The 17,640-nt window shown below is 44.5% G+C and carries 18 protein-coding genes and 1 other annotated feature; of the genes, 10 read left to right on the top strand and 8 right to left on the bottom strand.

Translation table 11 applies throughout. From position 1 onward, the window contains the following. Nucleotides 1–223 precede the first annotated feature (223 nt). Both MHI55_RS18775 and MHI55_RS18770 read left to right on the top strand, forming a co-directional pair. On the top strand, nucleotides 224–622 hold the full coding sequence (locus MHI55_RS18775) for a hypothetical protein (protein WP_339186861.1): 399 nt from the start codon (nucleotides 224–226) through the stop codon (nucleotides 620–622). Between the two features lie 109 nt (nucleotides 623–731). Beyond that, the gene (locus MHI55_RS18770; RefSeq protein ID WP_036613510.1) at nucleotides 732–914 is read left to right on the top strand and encodes a YjfB family protein; all 183 of its coding nucleotides are present in this window, start codon (nucleotides 732–734) and stop codon (nucleotides 912–914) included. Nucleotides 915–1,057: 143 nt separating this feature from the next. Here the strand turns inward: MHI55_RS18770 and MHI55_RS18765 are convergent, their stop codons facing one another. From MHI55_RS18765 to MHI55_RS18745, 5 genes are all read right to left on the bottom strand, one after another. After that, nucleotides 1,058–1,795: an HAD family phosphatase gene (locus tag MHI55_RS18765; RefSeq protein WP_076328496.1), complete on the bottom strand. Its 738-nt coding sequence runs from the start codon at nucleotides 1,793–1,795 to the stop codon at nucleotides 1,058–1,060. A 71-nt stretch (nucleotides 1,796–1,866) separates the two neighbouring features. Beyond that, on the bottom strand, nucleotides 1,867–2,916 hold the full coding sequence (locus MHI55_RS18760) for an alcohol dehydrogenase catalytic domain-containing protein (protein ID WP_340386580.1): 1,050 nt from the start codon (nucleotides 2,914–2,916) through the stop codon (nucleotides 1,867–1,869). Between the two features lie 276 nt (nucleotides 2,917–3,192). Next, a complete protein-coding gene (locus MHI55_RS18755; RefSeq protein ID WP_339186863.1) occupies nucleotides 3,193–4,431 on the bottom strand; it encodes an aspartate aminotransferase family protein in 1,239 nt (412 codons plus the stop codon). 89 nt (nucleotides 4,432–4,520) lie between these two features. Then, entirely contained in the window at nucleotides 4,521–5,729 is a 1,209-nt protein-coding gene (locus tag MHI55_RS18750; protein WP_340386579.1) for an MFS transporter, read from the bottom strand. A 342-nt stretch (nucleotides 5,730–6,071) separates the two neighbouring features. Next, the gene (locus MHI55_RS18745) at nucleotides 6,072–6,704 is read right to left on the bottom strand and encodes a DUF1963 domain-containing protein (protein ID WP_339194120.1); all 633 of its coding nucleotides are present in this window, start codon (nucleotides 6,702–6,704) and stop codon (nucleotides 6,072–6,074) included. A gap of 204 nt (nucleotides 6,705–6,908) precedes the next feature. On the opposite strand from MHI55_RS18745, the gene MHI55_RS18740 reads away from it, so the two are divergent. Continuing rightward, nucleotides 6,909–7,610 (top strand): pseudouridine synthase, encoded by a 702-nt coding sequence (locus tag MHI55_RS18740; protein WP_339194118.1) that lies wholly within the window; start codon nucleotides 6,909–6,911, stop codon nucleotides 7,608–7,610. Between the two features lie 71 nt (nucleotides 7,611–7,681). Here MHI55_RS18740 and MHI55_RS18735 read toward each other — a convergent pair whose 3' ends face one another. From MHI55_RS18735 to MHI55_RS18725, 3 genes are all read right to left on the bottom strand, one after another. Next, the gene (locus tag MHI55_RS18735; RefSeq protein WP_339186867.1) at nucleotides 7,682–8,620 is read right to left on the bottom strand and encodes a DMT family transporter; all 939 of its coding nucleotides are present in this window, start codon (nucleotides 8,618–8,620) and stop codon (nucleotides 7,682–7,684) included. Further along, nucleotides 8,617–9,468 carry an AraC family transcriptional regulator gene (locus MHI55_RS18730; RefSeq protein WP_339186868.1) on the bottom strand — a complete coding sequence of 284 codons (852 nt, stop codon included), beginning with the start codon at nucleotides 9,466–9,468 and terminating at the stop codon, nucleotides 8,617–8,619. Before MHI55_RS18730 ends, MHI55_RS18735 begins: the two co-directional genes overlap by 4 nt. 225 nt (nucleotides 9,469–9,693) lie before the next feature. Beyond that, nucleotides 9,694–10,809, bottom strand: a complete 1,116-nt coding sequence (locus MHI55_RS18725) for an NADH:flavin oxidoreductase (RefSeq protein WP_339186869.1) — start codon at nucleotides 10,807–10,809, stop codon at nucleotides 9,694–9,696. A 223-nt stretch (nucleotides 10,810–11,032) separates the two neighbouring features. Here MHI55_RS18725 and MHI55_RS18720 point away from each other — a divergent pair, with 223 nt between their 5' ends. From MHI55_RS18720 to MHI55_RS18690, 7 genes are all read left to right on the top strand, one after another. Beyond that, entirely contained in the window at nucleotides 11,033–11,614 is a 582-nt protein-coding gene (locus MHI55_RS18720; RefSeq protein ID WP_076250137.1) for a TetR/AcrR family transcriptional regulator, read from the top strand. Between the two features lie 54 nt (nucleotides 11,615–11,668). Further along, the gene (locus tag MHI55_RS18715; RefSeq protein ID WP_076250139.1) at nucleotides 11,669–11,968 is read left to right on the top strand and encodes a Dabb family protein; all 300 of its coding nucleotides are present in this window, start codon (nucleotides 11,669–11,671) and stop codon (nucleotides 11,966–11,968) included. 46 nt (nucleotides 11,969–12,014) lie between these two features. Beyond that, nucleotides 12,015–12,794, top strand: coding sequence for an NRDE family protein (locus MHI55_RS18710; protein ID WP_076250141.1), 780 nt, complete (start codon nucleotides 12,015–12,017; stop codon nucleotides 12,792–12,794). 323 nt (nucleotides 12,795–13,117) lie between these two features. After that, entirely contained in the window at nucleotides 13,118–14,434 is a 1,317-nt protein-coding gene (locus tag MHI55_RS18705; protein WP_076250143.1) for a nucleobase:cation symporter-2 family protein, read from the top strand. A 311-nt stretch (nucleotides 14,435–14,745) separates the two neighbouring features. Continuing rightward, nucleotides 14,746–16,215, top strand: a complete 1,470-nt coding sequence (locus tag MHI55_RS18700) for a YdiU family protein (RefSeq protein ID WP_076250145.1) — start codon at nucleotides 14,746–14,748, stop codon at nucleotides 16,213–16,215. Between the two features lie 96 nt (nucleotides 16,216–16,311). Then, nucleotides 16,312–16,755: an Imm63 family immunity protein gene (locus MHI55_RS18695; RefSeq protein ID WP_076250147.1), complete on the top strand. Its 444-nt coding sequence runs from the start codon at nucleotides 16,312–16,314 to the stop codon at nucleotides 16,753–16,755. 20 nt (nucleotides 16,756–16,775) lie between these two features. Further along, nucleotides 16,776–17,225, top strand: a complete 450-nt coding sequence (locus MHI55_RS18690; RefSeq protein WP_076250149.1) for a DUF4375 domain-containing protein — start codon at nucleotides 16,776–16,778, stop codon at nucleotides 17,223–17,225. 98 nt (nucleotides 17,226–17,323) lie between these two features. After that, nucleotides 17,324–17,551 (top strand) — a binding site (T-box leader). Nucleotides 17,552–17,640 lie beyond the last annotated feature (89 nt).

Below are 17,640 nucleotides of genomic sequence, written 5' to 3'. Positions count from 1 at the left end.
TTTTTATTGCTCTGTTTGTTTGGATAAGCCCCCGGCTAAACAACAAAATGAGGTTATTCCCGTCTAGGAGGTATGGAGAACATACTTAAGGGGTGTGGAGATGAAACGATTATGTATAATTTTCATCATAATATTGTGTATCACCAGCGGTTGCAGTTGGAAAACAAATCAGCCTCCTATCGCTAATTCTATGCCCCAAGAAATGCCTGGGGATTTTAATTTCATGGTTCGTTTTGGATATGGTGAAGTGACCAAAAATGAAATAAACAGTTATGAGGATCAGGTTGTTAAGGACCTCATTAATAAAGGAACGGCCACGGCAGATATTACCTTAACCACAGAAGAGATGCGCAGCATCTATAAAAAGATGTATGAGATGAACGTGATGGGGATGGAGGATGTCGTCTTTACCGGTTCAAACTGTTCGAAAATACCTTATAATGAAGATAACTGGAAAATTACTATAGATGGAGAAATGAAGTCTCTTACGTGGTCGGATCAACATTGTGATGTCACAAGCGAGGCAGATCAGCTGTTGAAACTGCGGAAGTTCATTCAACAGATCGTTGAAACGAAAGAAGCCTATAAAGAATTGCCTGAAGCTGAGGGAGGGTATGAATGAATGGAATGGATTCCGTATACATTTTGATCGACCTTTTAACAATTCCTCCCTTCTGACCGATATATAATAAGTACATCTATGTAATCAGAAAGCGAAAGGAGTGCAGAACATGGATATTGCAGCATTATCAATGGCGATGAGCCAAGCTTCAGTAGTGCAGTCGGCAAGCTTGCAAGTGATGTCGATTACAAAAGACATGGCACAGCAGCAAGGCCAGCAGATGGCGGAAATGTTGAAGTCAATGCCTGCTCCTCATCCCAATCTGGGTAGAAGTCTCGATCTTTCGGTTTAGTTGAAATTACAGCATGTGTTCTTATGTAACACCCATTGCAGCAAGCAAAACCCAAACAGCTCCAATTCGAATGAATTGAAGCCGTTTGGGTTGTTTTTTTTCTAAATACATTCCGAAATTATGATCTTTTTATTACAATCTTCTCAGCGAAACTTTGACAAGCTTGGCAATCTGCCTTCAAAGGGCAGTGTATTCTTCAATGTCCATAACTCATCGTAACTGGAAATCTGAAGATCGGCTTTGGACAAGTCCTGATTGCCTGATCCCGGATTACGATATCCGATGCAACGCATGCCTGCACTTTTGGCGGCCTGAACACCATTGCGAGAGTCCTCGATCACCAGACAATTTGAAGGGGATGCACCAATCATCTCAGCGGTGGTCAGGAAAATATCTGGTGCCGGCTTGCCGTTCGTAACTTCCTCACCTGTCATTCGAATCTCAAAGTATTGTCCAAGTCCGGTTTTGTCCATGATCAAATCAATCAGTGCACGTGGAGAGGAAGAAGCTACGGCTATGGGTACGTGTTGCTCATGTAGCCAGCGTAACCAGCGTTCCACGGAAGGCATTGCCGTCAAATTGGGATGGGCGAGCATCGTTTGCATCACATTATGCTGATGATAAGCAAATATTTCTTCCAGCGTAGCTGTCAGCTGATGTTTGTCCAATACTTGTTGCCACATGGATTCCAGCGTAACTCCTACATAGTTATGATGTTCTTCATCAGTCACCCTTGCTCCAAAATGGGTAAAAGAGCTACGCTCAATCTCGAAATAAATCGGTTCGCTGTCAATCAGTACACCATCCATGTCAAAAATGACCGCTTGAATGATGTCATCATTGGGGGCTCCCAGTCCGTTAGATTCTTTGTTCGCTGCCATGTTGTATTCCTCCTCCAGGATTGTGTATACATATATCTCTAATGTAATCCATTCATGGTTAACGTTCCACTTCAGAAACTGGAACTGCTGGATTGCAGCACAACTTTAATGGCATGTGAAGAGGCTTGAAGTGTGCGTCCCTGAATATCGCAGCCAAGTGTGCGGAATGCCTCTTCGTAATCCTCCAACGGGAAGGAGTGGGTGATGATTTTTTTTGCCGGAATAATCCCTTGTTCAATCATATAATGTGCGGTAGCGAATGTCCCCAGAGAATCGATGGAACCAATAATTTTCAGACTGCGGTCCACAACTTCCTTGGGATTGAATGATGTGTTTCCATCTCTCAGACCAACCAGCATCAGGTAACCGCCGCTGGCGAGCTGGGATAGCACTTGTGTGCCCACAACGCCCGTTGTATCCACAATCATATCGACCTGATGGGTTGCGGGTGACAGTGATTCTATGGCATTTTCGAAGGATGAATGAACTTCCCAGCGATCAGGTGCAATGGAACCGGCAATGGCTAAGCGTTCTTCGGAGATATCGACCAGACAGCCGGTAACTCCTTTGGAAGCGAGCGCGTAGCTGTACAGGATGCCAATCGGGCCTGCACCTAGGATGATTGTTCTGAAATTCGGCAGTAAATGAATCTGATTAATCCCGGTCAGCATACAGCTGAGTGGTTCCGTCAAAGTTGCTTCTTCATAGCTCACATGATCCTTCAATTTGTACAAAAAACGATCCTCGGTCACATAATAATCTGTAAATGTTCCGTCAGCACTCACACCTGTCTCGGTAACAGACTTGTGTGTGCAATGATTTTGTCTGCCTGTTCTGCACAGGTCACACTGTCCGCAATAGTAGGTAGGATCGATCACAACACGGTCGCCCGGTTGTAATGTCGTTACCGCAGAGCCAACATCAATGACTTCCCCGGCAGACTCATGACCGAGAATGACAGAAGGAACTGCATGATATTTGCCGCTGACAATACCGAGATCGGTACCACATACACCTGTCGCCCGAATACGAACCAACACCTGATTATCTCTTGTAATTTCCGGGACAGGCCGTTCCTCAAGCGCCACATCCCAAGCCGATTTGTATACCAATGCAAGCATGATATAACCTCCTTATAATTATAAAAAATATAAATATAGCGATTCATCTGAAAACAGTTTCTGACAAGATACGAAAGTAGTGAAGGGGACGAAATCGATTCTGGAGAAGCGAAGCGTTCGCCTCAAAGCTTTCTGAAAGAAAGCTGCTTCGGAAGCATATGCTATCAATGGATTTTTCCCTTGGGAAAGGGAAATCAAGAAAATCCGTGGATAACAGCGATCATAAGAACGATTCGTAACCGAAACGACCACTTCGAACAGTTGCATTGAAATGTTTTAATTAACGCTGGCGAGCACTGAATCCAGCCGCTCTACAATCTCAACCAGTTCGTCTTCGGTTGTGGTAAGGGAAGGCCGGACCTTAACAACGTTGCCAAATCCATATCTTGAACTTCTCAAGATTAGATGCTCATCTGTAAAAGCACGGTCAACAATGGCATTGGTTTTGAGTGTATCCGGTTCATTACCGTCACCTACAATCTCCAACCCCCACATTAACCCAACACCACGAGCTTCACCGATACTTGGGTATTTCATAGCCAATTCATGCAGCAACTCACCCAAAATTTCACCTTTGCGTTTCACCGCATCCAGAAACCCGGGTTCGGATACCACTTCCAAGGTGGATTTGGCAGCAGTTACGGAGATCAGATTGCTTCCTGAGGTGAAGGAATGTTCGTGCTTTTCGAGCACGTTCAGCCGGGATTGCATTAGTACCGCAGCAACAGGTACGCCGATCCCACCAAGACCTTTTGCAAGGGTAATCATATCAGGCTGGATATCAAACAGTTCGCTAGCGAACATGGTTCCGGTACGACCGATGCCTGTCTGTACTTCGTCGGCAATAAGAATAATATTGTACTCATCACACAGTTTACGCAGACGTTTGAAATATCCGGCGGGAGGGATGATATTGCCGCCATTCCCGAGAATGGGTTCGATAATCATGCAGGCGACTGAGCCGGAACTTGCATATTCTATCGCATCAGATATAGCTTCAACACATTGATAGTCGCAGTCTCCATTTGAGGATTTGAATGGGCAGCGATAACAGTATGGGGCAGGTACATGGACAGCATTAGCCACAGCCGAATTGGGGAAGCGTTTCCGCCTAAAGGCATTCCCCGAAATCCCGGTGGCAAATTGGGTCTGCCCATGATGGGATAGATACAGGCTGATGATGTCTGTTGATTCGGTATACTTCTGTGCAATTTTGGTTGCACATTCGTTGGCAGTTGAACCAGTGATATCCCGCATCCATCCGGCATTAATGTCGTTTGGAGCATATTCGATTAAGTGATCAAGTACTTCATTTACGTACGGTTCGGTGAAGGAGGAAGACATATGCGTCAGATTGCCGACTTGTTCCTGAATTTTGCTGACAACATGTGGGTGATTATAGCCTAGTGACAGATTGAACGTGCCCGACACGCCATCCAGGTATTCAACACCTGAATCGTCAATCAACTTAATCCCTTTTCCGGCTATGAAGCGGTTGTTGGTTAAAGTTTGCATACGATTTCCTCCAATATAATGGTGTACTAGCTCGAACGAAGCTCAACAATCCGGATGATGCGGGCATCACCTCCCTTAAGAAACGATGTTTACATTTCCTTGCTATGTTGTGCGAGAGCAGTACGTACTGCATTATTTTTTACAGTCCATAGATGAGAGACCATCAATGTGAGCAGCAAGATCAGACAGAATCCGGCCAAAATCCAGATTGTATTCACGACAGGCCATGTACTCATACTCCATCCAGTCAAATACTGCAAGATGGCACCTCCAATACCACCCGAAGCGATTAGGATACTGGTTGTCCGCTCGGTCATACCGGGAATCAGAACATTTGCGTAGACCAGTGCGATACAGAACAGCCCCGACATGAACAGACCGGTTCCGAAAATGAGTATATACGTTGTCCACTGTCCAGTTACAAATACCATGGCGACCGTAAACAAAAGCGTGCCAACCGTACTCCAGATCAGGAAAGGCATATAGTTGACGGCTTCCGCTATTTTCCCGGAGAAAAGACGACCGATGATCATCGCAATCCATAGGATGGAGACACTCAACGATGCGACAGATTCCTGAAGGTGCAATCGTTCTACGAGAATGGAGGGCAGGAAGTTCATCAATCCCAATTCCAATCCCATGTAGATGAAAAAGAAGATAACGAAGATTGTCAGCAGACCCAGATGTTTTCTCGAATATTGGACTTTACCTGCTGCATGTGCCACTGTATTTTCGCCCGCCTGTTCCAGATACAGTGCGGCTGGCCGGGGCATAGTGATCCACAGCAGCATAAGAACCAGTGACAACACGGCCACCGTATAAAAAGTAAGATGCCACAGATCCATCCAGATGAATAAAGCAGCGACAGCCGGGATGAGAAGTGCTCCAAGAGCAAAGAAGACATCCAGCTTGGACATGGCGACCGCCTTTTGATTCTCAGTGAATTCGATCGTGAATGCACCTACAGAGGGTTCGATGATACCTGAACCGAAACCTACGATAATTGTGAGAAGAAGAACTACAGACCAGGATGGCAGAAAACCGAGTACTATATAGGCGGCTACAATACAGATCAGAGCTAGGGTCAGCATCGCTTTTCTTCCGATACGGGCTGTCAGGGCAGGAGCTGCGATGACACCGACAAGAAATCCAAGAAACTGCAGAAATAACAAAAATCCGCCATCACTGTAACCGCGCTCATAATGTGACAATAAAACAGGAAGAAGTGCACCGAGCACAACGCTGGTTATGCCGATTAACAGATAAAAACCGCAGCTTAGAGCGAATATTCTTTTCAAAAGCCCGCCTCCTAGTTGGATATAAATTTTATATTATGTAATTTATGTTTATTTCATATATAACTTATACCATAATTGTCCAAATGTACATGCTTTTTGTTGTAAAATAATGTTAAATTTTGATGAAGAGAAATATTTCTTGTACTAAATTTTTTCTAAAACGATTTCGTGTCGAAAGGGTAGATATGATTTAATTCATATGACCTTTTAACAGGGTTTTCCATCTGTATTGATCGAGGATAGTAAAACGTGCATATATAAAAAACGTTCCCTGTCTGAGTAGACGGGAAACGTTCTGATTAGCCGTTTTATATGATGATACCTGACCTCAACGTATCGCCATTAAGCAGTTTGCACAAAGAAAATTCCATCGAATGGTGCGTGCGCAGACGCGGGACCACTTCGCAAAAATAAATAACCGTTTGCATCGGGAAGACCCAATATATCCCGATAAGGCTCAGGAAAATCTCCGGAATATATTTGACAAACCAGTTGATGTTCTTCTAGCAAATGGTCAATTCCTTTCACACCGTTTGGTACAGTGGGAGAGAAAAATGAAAATGCAGGGAACTCATGATCGTCTAACTCCATTTCAATCAAATGTACGCCGCTTAACGGAATGGGTGGAACGGGACATACGGAAGTGAGTGGATGCGAAGATACCGAGACATAAGTGCATCCGGCAACAATATTCTCGTTCCATTCCAGCTCATCTCCCGTATAGGTTACCTGATCCAGAAAGTATTCGGAAGCGGAGTAGGTCGAGAAGACCGAGATATATTTATCTTGTGGTAAAGAAGGGATATGGACCTGCTGTGAAAGTGTATTGCAATTGATGGAGAACAGATGTAATAAAGGCTGCCCCTCAGGGTTGAGTGGCCAGTCGGAAACGTATGCAGTTTTTCCACCAATCCACATGCCAGAGTCTTGGTTTGGATCATCGGGGTCAACTGTAAATCGAGTAACTTTGTACATGAGAAACTCCTTCCAGAGTGTAATTTGGCTTTCCTATGTAACGTTGTATGTGTTTTTATATAACCAATCATTGCTTCGTTTCAGTATAAATGAGATGATGTGGAATGAAAATCAGTACAAGGTACTAACTCATTGCAAGAAGCGAATGAACGTACCAGCACTCTAAGCACCAGTGGCAATACTATAGATGAGAAGCGGTGACACATGTTAATTAACAAATACATAAGTGAAACGGGATTCTGCTCCCGCAGGGAAACGAACCGTTTAATTGCGGCCGGACGCATAACGATTAATGGCAAGGTATGTGAAAAAGGGACGGATGTTGAACCTCACGATGTGGTACTCATTGATGGAAATCAGATTCCTCGTAATGACAGCGAACCTGTCTACATTGCTTTGAACAAACCCATGGGTATTGTCTGCACAGCAGCAGAACATGTAAAGGGGAACATCATTCAATATATGAATTATCCTTCTCGCATATTTGCGATAGGCAGGCTGGATAAGGCATCTGAGGGGTTGATTTTGCTTACGAATGACGGAGGCATTGTGAACAAGATGATGCGTTCGGAGCATAATCATGATAAAGAATATGTAGTGACTGTAGACAAACCCATAATTGACGAATTCGTAAAGTCCATGTCGGATGGCGTTGAAATTCTGGACGTGGTGACCAAGCCCTGCGAAGTGTATAGGAAAAGTGACAATGTATTTCGTATTATTCTGACACAGGGTCTCAACCTGCAGATCCGCAGAATGTGCAAAGCCTTGGGGTATCGGGTCCTGAAGCTGGAGCGCGTGCGAATTATGAATATTACGCTGGATCAACTGGAGCGGGGGCAATGGCGTCATCTGCAGCAAGAGGAACTGGAGATTCTGATGTCTCAATTGAATGAGATAAAATGAATGACTTCTGCTGCATGTCAACGGTAATCACACATGATGTCCAGTTATATCAGTGAAAAATGAAGCAAACACTAACCCCTATGCGGATTAGTGTTTTTGTTGTTAAGCTTGTGTCCTGTTCGTTCTGAAATGTAAGAGCCAAATAGGGTTAAGAACGCACCGAGTACAATTACCCAGGTTATCTGCTCTTGAAGAATCAGTGCAGATGACACAACAGTAATGACGGGCACCAGATAGATATATACGCTCGTTTGGATAGCTCCGAGAAGATTCACGGCCCGGTTCCAGGTCACGAAACACAACGCGGAGGCACCCAGACCGAGGTAGAGAATATTGGAGAGATTGGTCATGTTCGTGAAGCGTCCGAGTTCCCAATGGAATTCAAACAGGAATAGAGCTGGTAGCATGAAAATCAGGCCATAGAAGAATACTTTGCGAGTCGCGCCAATGGTGTGATAACGAAGCTCGCCAATTTTCCGCATTAACACAGAGTAGATCGCCCATACTGCAGGTGCTATGAAAGCAAGCAGATCACCTATCGGATTCAGTTGCAGAATGAAGCTGCCGTTCAGTGCGATGAGTATTATGCCGCTCAAGGCAATCCCGAATCCAATAATGAAGCGGCGAGTTAACTTCTCGCCATCTAAGAAGAAGTGTGCGAGCACGGCAGTGAAGAACGGGGCAATGGAGACAATAACACCCACGTTGGAAGCTGTTGTGTACACCAGAGCAATATTTTCAATAAGAAAATATAACGTCACCCCACATAGTCCTGCTCCAATAAATAACCATTCTTCTCTGAATGAGGCGATCCGCAGTGAACGTGGATAGATCAATAACAGTATCAAATAACCGATCAGGAAACGGAAAAATAAAATTTCCACTGGAGTAAAGTCAATCAACAGAACCTTCGTCGAGACAAACGTAGTGCCCCAGATTAGTATAGTAAACAAAGCGAGTAAATGTCCGGTAGAGGCTTTAGTGTTTTGATGACCAAGATGACTTGTCATACGATGTTAGTGGTGGTTCGTTTCAACTCCGAATCATGATTGAAGATACGTCTATATTGCTTGGGTGTCAGGCCAATCAGTTTTTTGAAAAAATTCGTGAAATGGCTCTGGTCACTGAATCCTGTCTGTGCAGCTACTTCAATCGGCAGCAGACCTTGTTCCAGCAGACGCCTGGCTTGATTAATGCGAATCGTCTCCAGATAACGGTAAGGTGATATCCCTTTCTGGCGCGTGAATAAACGCAGCAGGTGGTATTTACTCATCTCCGTCAAGTCGGCTAACTCGTTCAGCGAGATGCTCTCCATGTAATGAGCTTCTATGTAATCACATATGCATCTGATCTCCAAGGTAACATCCTGTGTGGAAACAGGTGGTTCAGCATCCGAATAATCTCGCAGCAATTGATCCAGTAGTAAGAGTAACAATTCTTCTTTGCAAAAATCGGATTGCTCTTCCAGAATCATCTGATGCAGCTCGTGCAGGGAACCCACAAGTTCACTTTGGTAGAGAACGGGGGATGTAAACCGTGGCAAGTAAGCTTGTCCAGTAATCTCTCTCGCATACTCTCGCATAACCTCAGGCTGGACATTGATACAGCGATAATCGAGGGTTCTGCCATCGACCTGTTCGCAGGCATGAGGATCATGTGGATTAAAGACAATCATATCTCCGCTATTCAGCATGTATTCTTCGTTGTTGCAGACGAGGTGTCGCTTGCCTTGCTCAATGAATCCTATGACGTAATAGTCATGAAAATGATTGGGAAACTTCTGCATAATGCCTTCAAATTGATAAGCTTCTAGCTGCAGATCGGTATCAAATACGACAGTCCGGACTTCCCGAGTCATGATGCACCTTCTTTCTGGTATGTTAACGTCATTATAGGTTGCAAAGAAGGAATTTTCTTGAACGATATTGCTATTGCTCGAAGTGTTTGGTCGGACAGATATCTCTAAAAACAAAATACCCGCAATCCCGGAGGGAAAGCGAGCCCTTTGCTAAGTATAGTTGATTCATGAGTTCAAACCTATATATAGTGGAGAAAAAATCTCTGGAACAATAAGGTATTGTTCTTAGTGTAACGTAGCCAGTGCTTCAGGTGTAAAAGCCTGTATCTCGGATAGGCGTCCTTCGCGTACTTTGGCAGCCCATGCTGGATCACCAAGGAGTGCACGTCCCACAGCTACCAGATCAAATTCCTGTTGATCGAAACGCTTCATAAGCTCGCTCATACCTGGATGTGTTGCTTTATCTGCTCCTGCTTCAGGCTCATCTGGCATACCCACAGAACCGACGGTAATGGTGGTTTGACCACTTAGCTTTCGCACCCAACCTGCAAATCCAAGCTCAGATCCTTCAAACTCGGGCTCCCAGAAGCGTCGTGTCGAGCAGTGGAAGATATCTACACCTGCGTCAACCAGCAAATGAAGGAATTGTTCCAGTTGTTCGGGGGTGTCGAACAGTCTGGCTTGATAATCATTCATCTTCCATTGGGAAATCCGCATCGCGATAGGGAAATCAGGACCTACCGCAGCACGAACTGCCATTACAACTTCAACCGCGAATTGAGTTCGTTTCTGTAGGTCACCGCCATAGCGGTCTGTTCTCCTATTCGTTGTTTTCCAGAAAAATTGATCGATCAGAAAACCGTGTGCACCGTGAAGCTCAATTCCGTCAAAACCAATTCTTTGTGCATTGGCTGCTGCATCTGCATAAGCTTGAATCACAGTTGCGATCTCTGCCTCCGTCATGGGCGCACCTACTTGAGTACCTTCCATATCAACTCCCGATGGACTAAGAGATTCAGCTTCTGGGTGAGGTTGAGATCCAGAAGGGCGGGTAATACCCAAGTGCAGAATTTGCGGGAAAATCTTGCCGCCAGCTTCATGGACTTGTTTGACTACTTCAGCCCAGCCGTGAAGAGCTGCTTCTCCATACATATGAGGGAGCCTAGGCTCACTTGATGCAGACGGATGCTCAATAGTTGCACCCTCTGTAATAATGAGTCCAACACCATGCTCGGCACGTCGGCGATAATATGCAGCTACATCGGGACCTGGCACACCATCCGGGGAGAAGGCACGAGCCATGGGGGACATGACGATGCGCGAGGATAGGGTTAACTTTTGAACAGTGTATGGTTGGAACAGAAGCTCCGTAGAAATAACGTTATGTTGTTGATTACTCAAACTAAGCACCTCCATTATTATGCACCTTCAAGCGGGTACAAGTGCAATCTTAACAAGGTGTATAGGCATGCTCAACCAACAATCGAAGCATTTTGTTGCTTAAGCGAAAGACACGGATTATTGTATGGTGTCTTTGCACTTACTTTCACTTGTTGAACAATTAACACTTATCTATAATGAAGGAGTCTAACCAAATATTTTGTGTACAAAGGAGGATTGGGACATGTCTGGTGTATTGTCTCCAAACTCGAATGATTCGCGTGTAATCCGCACGCGTCAATTAATTCTTGATGCGTTTTTAAACCAATTGAATATTAAAAATTTCAACAGCATTACGATTCAAAACATTACGGAACAAGCCACAATTAACAGGGCTACATTCTACGCCCATTTTCAGGATAAATATGCACTGCTTGAAGCCTTTTTAGCGGATGCTTTTATGGAATACGTGACGAAAAGAGTGGACCCGGATGCCCGGTTATCAGCCGAAACCATACAGCAGCTTATATTTTCATTATGTGATTATCACGTCTCAAGTAATGGTTGCATCAAAAAATATGAGACAGTTGCACCAATTATTGAAGAGAACATCAAGACTCAACTGGAGCAATTCCTTCTTGAATTATTGAGCAAAGTAGCGGGTGATGTAGATCCCAAAACGCTGAAAATTACGGCAACCACACTAAGTTGGTCGATCTATGGAATGACGTATCGATGGAATATTGAAGGCGGGCAGGAATCTCCGGCTGAATTAGCCAACAGAGTGGTCCCTTATATGATGGGTGGATTGGAATTGTTGAATTGACTTCATTTAACGAAATTGCATTAATATTCGGATGGATATGGGAGGAATAACAAGATGTTTGAACATTTGGTTGTTTTTAAATTTAACGATAAAACCACACTAGCTAAACAGCAGGAATGGGTGGATCAATTGCTCACGTTACAGGAACAAATCCCGGGGATTGTCGGGCTGACCGCAGGGATCAATGCAACGGAAGAAACGGATCGTATCCAAGGTTACACGATTGGATTGAGAGTGACGTTTGAAGATCAGGAGGCATTGCGCGCCTATGGTCCACATCCTGCTCATCAGGCATTTGTAGCTTCCCTCGATGGTTGGGTGGAAGATGTAATTGTAGTTGATTATGCTATATAAAGGCGCGAAATCAGAGGTTTAACGAATATAGGAGTTGAAGATTCCCATGTGTTTAATTTTATTTGCTTACAACATGGATCCAAAGTATCCGCTTATATTGGGATCAAATAGGGATGAATTCTATCACAGACCTACGGCTCAAGCACACTATTGGGAAGATCATCCTCATATATTGGCTGGCCGGGATTTGTCGAAAATGGGAACCTGGATGGGCGTAACCACAGAGGGGCGTCTGGCTGCTACCACGAATTATCGTGATCCGAATGAAGATGTACATGCCAAGGGCTCAAGAGGAGATCTGGTTGCTGATTTTTTAAAGGGAACGTCCACACCTGAGCAGTATATGCAACATGCGGAGCAAAGCCGAAATGATTATCCTGGCTACAATTTGTTAGTGGGTGATCTTGACGACCTCTATTATTATTCTAATGTAGGTAATGTTGTGATGAAGTTGAAACCGGGAATATACGGGATTAGTAATCACTTGATTAATACGGATTGGCCCAAGGTGAAGCGTGGAAAAGAAGGGCTGGAGAAAATCATCCAAGGGGAGGACGAAGCTACCCTGACAGAAGAAATATTAGGTTTGCTGCAAATGGCAGACCCTTCAGTGGATGAGCTTTTGCCCCATACAGGTGTTCCATTGGAGTGGGAACGTTTGCTTTCTCCCATCTTTGTTAGAAGTGAGAAATTCGACTATGGGACCAGAGCTTCATCCGTTGTTCTGATGAACAGAGAAGAAGTGTTTTTTACGGAGAGGGTTCACCAGAACGGAGAGGTAATGGAGCAACGTTTTAACATCAAACCTCTTAACACGACAAGCTGAGAATATGAAAGAAATGATGTTCTGACATTATGCATTAACATGAATTTACATGAATCACTGAAGTTACCTCTCACGTTCATGTTTCATTGCTTCTGAGTGTAAAGAGTACTTTCGTTTTTCTGCGTCAACTAATATAACACGATACAAACGGTTTGAGAGTACCTTTTGTATAACACGCCCAATTTTAGTTGGGCTCTTTATCTCTTATCACAATTCTATGTTATGAATCATGGAACTTCCCTGAATAGTTTATATAATGTGAATCAACATAACATGATTTTGCAGCGGTTTGGTTGATTCTAATTTCAGGGGGGCAACGTGGGATGAAAGAAACCAAAAAGATGAGAGTTTTTTCACTGGGAATTCAGCACGTACTCGCGATGTATGCGGGAGCAATTCTGGTGCCTTTGCTTGTGGGCAGAGCACTAAATCTGACTGCAGAGCAGTTGGCGTATCTGGTATCCATTGACCTGTTAACGTGTGGGATTGCAACATGGCTTCAGGCTCGGAAAGGGAAGTATCTGGGTATAGGTTTGCCAGCGGTGCTCGGAAGTTCTTTTGTAGCGGTGACACCCATGATTGCGATTGGATCGCAATACGGAATTCCTGCCATATATGGGTCGATCATCGCAGCCGGGTTATTTATCGTCATCTTTGCCGTATTTTTTAGCAAAATCGTCAAATTGTTTCCGCCAGTTGTGATCGGTACAGTGGTAACCATTATCGGTCTTGCGCTAATCCCAACCGGCATTAAAAACATGGCGGGTGGAGCAAACAGCGAGAATTTCGGAAGTTTGGACAATTTGGCGCTTTCATTTGGTGTATTACTGTTCATTCTAATCCTGAATCGATATGCTCGCGGTTTTGTAAAATCCCTGGCTGTTCTCCTTGGTATTATTGTGGGAACCCTCATCGCAGCCATCATGGGAAAAGTGAATTTTGCCTCTGTACAGGAAGCCTCCTGGTTCCATTTACCTCAACCCTTTTACTTTGGATGGCCTACCTTCGAAATCGGCCCCATTATTACAATGATTATTGTAGGTACGGTGGTTATCATCGAATCAACAGGTGTATTTATGGCTTTGAGCAAAATCTGTGATCAACCGATCAACGAAAACGATCTGGCACGGGGATATCGCGCAGAAGGTCTTGCGTTTGTCCTTGGCGGCATCTTTAATGCTTTTCCATATAATACATTTGCTCAGAATGTTGGTTTGGTTCAGCTCTCCAAAGTGAAAACGACCAATGTTGTTGTTGCAGCCGGAGGTATACTGGTCTTTCTCGGACTTATTCCCAAAGTAGCTGCTTTTGCAACCATTATTCCAAGTGCTGTCCTCGGAGGAGCGACTGTTGTCCTGTTTGGAATGGTCGTCTCATCCGGGATCAAAATGCTGCAAAACGTCGACTTTGGCAAACAATCGAATCTATTGATCGTGGCTTGCTCCGTTTCACTTGGGCTCGGTGTTACTGCTGTACCCGATCTGTTTGCCCAGCTTCCTCAAAGTATTCGGATTATTGTTAGCGATGGTATTATTACGGGAAGCCTGTCAGCCATCCTGCTTAATGTCTTCTTTAACCTTGCTTTGAAAAAAGAGAAATTGCCAATACAGCCTGTACAGGCTCAAGAAGCACATACGTAATCCTTGTAATAACAGACGTGTCATCTGGTAGTAAGTGGAATAGATCCAAGATGGTTTTCTGGGAAGTGGAATGTAAGACAATGATTCCACTTGGCAAAGAAACCTCTTGGATTTTTTGGTGCTTACGATTCATGAGGAATGCAAAAGACATGCAAATATGCTAAAGTTTCATCAAGAACATTTTAGATGTTCGTTTAAGTCAACAACCTCTTGAATTGAATTTCCATGCGACTACATAAATGAGCATTGGTTCACAAGGCTACAATATAACCAAGGGATATCCCTGGTGCAGAAAAGGAGTTGTGATCACCATGCAACAAGAAACGTTGAACAAAGGGTGGAACTTGGAGAATAGTTATGCGCAGTTGCCGCAACCCTTTTTTACAAGTCAGGGCGCAGTGCCTGTTGAATCACCAAAGCTGATTATTTTCAATAGACTGCTTGCATCCAGCTTGGGTCTGGATGTGGAGTCTCTTGACAGTGAGGAAGGAGCGGAAATTTTTGCAGGTAACCTGATTCCGGAAGGGGCCGAGCCTTTAGCTCAAGCCTACGCAGGGCATCAATTCGGCAATTTTAACATGCTTGGAGATGGACGAGCTTTGCTGTTGGGTGAACAGATTACGCCACAGGGCGAGCGAGTGGATATCCAGCTGAAAGGTTCAGGGAGAACACCGTACTCTCGTGGAGGAGATGGACGTGCTGCTGTAGGGCCCATGTTGCGAGAGTATATTATTAGTGAAGCGATGTATGCACTGGGGATCCCAACGACACGCAGTCTGGCTGTGGTATCAACAGGAGAAAACATTATCCGCGAAACAGAGCGGCCAGGTGCCATTTTAACGCGTGTGGCTTCCAGTCATATCCGGGTAGCAACCTTCCAGTATGCAGCCAGATGGGGGTCTATCGACGATCTTCGGGCGTTGGCTGATTACACGTTGAATCGACATTTCCCTAAGGTTGCCCAAGCCGAAAATCGCTATCTTTTGTTCCTTCAAGAAGTGATTAAGCGGCAGGCGGCACTCGTTGCCCAGTGGCAGCGTGTTGGTTTCATTCATGGCGTGATGAACACGGATAACATGGCGATCAGTGGTGAGACCATCGATTATGGTCCGTGTGCCTTTATGGATGCTTACAATCCTTCGACCGTATTCAGCTCCATTGACAGGCAAGGTCGCTATGCTTATGGTAATCAACCGTATATTGCCGGGTGGAATTTGGCTCGTTTTGCCGAGACGCTTCTGCCGTTGTTGCATGAAGATGAAGAACAGGCCGTGCAACTTGCTCAGGATGCTATCGCACAATTTTCTGAATTGTACCATCATCATTGGCTCAAGGGAATGCGTGCCAAACTGGGCTTGTTGGATGAAGAGGCCGAAGATGAAGCGCTGATCAAGGAGCTTCTTGAACTTATGGAGAAGCATAGTGCAGATTACACCAATACGTTTCTGGCATTGACCTTTGATACATTGGAAGGGACAGCTTTGTTTGGCACGACAGAATTTGCTGAATGGCATGAGCGGTGGCAAGCAAGATTGGACAGACAGCAAGAGGAGAAGGAAGTCTCTCGACAGTTGATGAGAACAAGCAATCCAGCCGTCATTCCCCGAAATCATCGGGTCGAGGAAGCCCTTGAGCAAGCGGAGAATCACGGAGACCTTAGCGTGATGGAGAAGCTTTTGGCAGTTCTTTCAGATCCGTTTGCACACTCACCTGAACAGGCTGAATATGCCGAACTACCTGCACAATGTAATACTTCGTATCAGACTTTTTGTGGGACCTGATTGAACAGTAGGAATAAATATGAAGAGGCTGCCTTGGGCAGCTTTTTCATTTTTTTATTCTGTCATCGACGTTACTTTATAGAGGCAGGTGCATTCATGTCCAACATGTTAAGCAAACAACAATTGGCAGACATCCTTTTACAGCTTTTAGAGCGTACATCTTTTCCCAGGGAACAGATGCAGAACTATGTTAACCGCTTGTTTGAGACCTTTAAATGGGATGGGGTGCCTTATGTAGAGACTGGAGAAGATACGTATATCGTACGAATATACGAACGTGGTCACGTCTCATTGGAGAAACAGGTGAAACAGCCGGATGAAGTCATCTATTGGTTGCTGGAAGATATTATTTTCACCGCGACGCATGTAGGGTTGTTGGAAAGACATGGCGTGGATAATAAAGAGACGCATTTGAACTATACAAATGAAGTGATGAAGGACCTGAACAGGGGTGTCCTGGAAGCCTTCCAGCAGATCGGTAATCCTTATTTACATTGGCATCAGACGGGCAAACGTCAGGACTTAGAGGGCATGGCATAAAGAAAAGTGAGGTGTGTTACATGAGCGAGCAAGATATTAATGACGTATGGTATGACTATGCTGTGTTATTTGTCGAAAAAAAGAATGAATCTGAACAGGGCTGGGCATCGTTGACTTCGAATGAGCAGGACATTGCTGCTTTATGGCTGTTAGAGGCGGATGTCTTTAATGGCGGTTTTATACAGTTTTTCTGCAACTGGGGGGAAGAGGTATACCGTTACGCGTTGCGGGCATTACATATCATTGGTGCGACTCAAGTCGTGGAGATTATAACGTCAGCATACGGCTACATTGAGCACTTGAAAGAGGATGAAAGGCTTACCGAACTGTGGGATATTCCTAAATTCCTGACAAAGGAACAAGAGCAGCAGTTAGATGCGCTGGATCAGCAGTTTTGGAACAATGAGGATCAGATCGCGGAGAAAGCTTATGGTTATTATCACGGAAAATTGAACATGATGATTATATAATCTGGTTTCAACTATGCATCCGTTGTTCTGTTCGAAGATTAATACTTGGTCTTGCAATGACTGAAACGTTCGGCTATACTTGCTATAAATTGAATACATGAATCACGTTGATAGAGCGCAGTAGCGGCTTTGTCCCTGTTACAGAAAGTCAGGGGTTGATGGAACCTGATACATACAAGGGCTGCGAATTACACTCTGGAGTACTTGGGTAATGCCAAGCGGATGGGCAAACGATATATTGCCAAAAGTGGTATGGATAACGTGTTAAGGTCACGTGTTGTCCATGCAATTTGGGTGGTACCACGGTTATGATAATCGTCCCTGTGTCTAATGAAGACAAGGAGGCGATTTTTTTGTGTCCAAAAAAGCCGTTCCAGCGTGTAATTTCGTAATTTAACGTAGATCATGACTGAAT

The sequence above is a fragment of the Paenibacillus sp. FSL E2-0151 genome (assembly GCF_037993015.1).
Lineage (GTDB): Bacteria > Bacillota > Bacilli > Paenibacillales > Paenibacillaceae > Paenibacillus > Paenibacillus amylolyticus.
The sequence above is the reverse complement of the archived record's forward strand: the minus strand, read 5'-3'. Positions and strand labels throughout refer to the sequence as shown.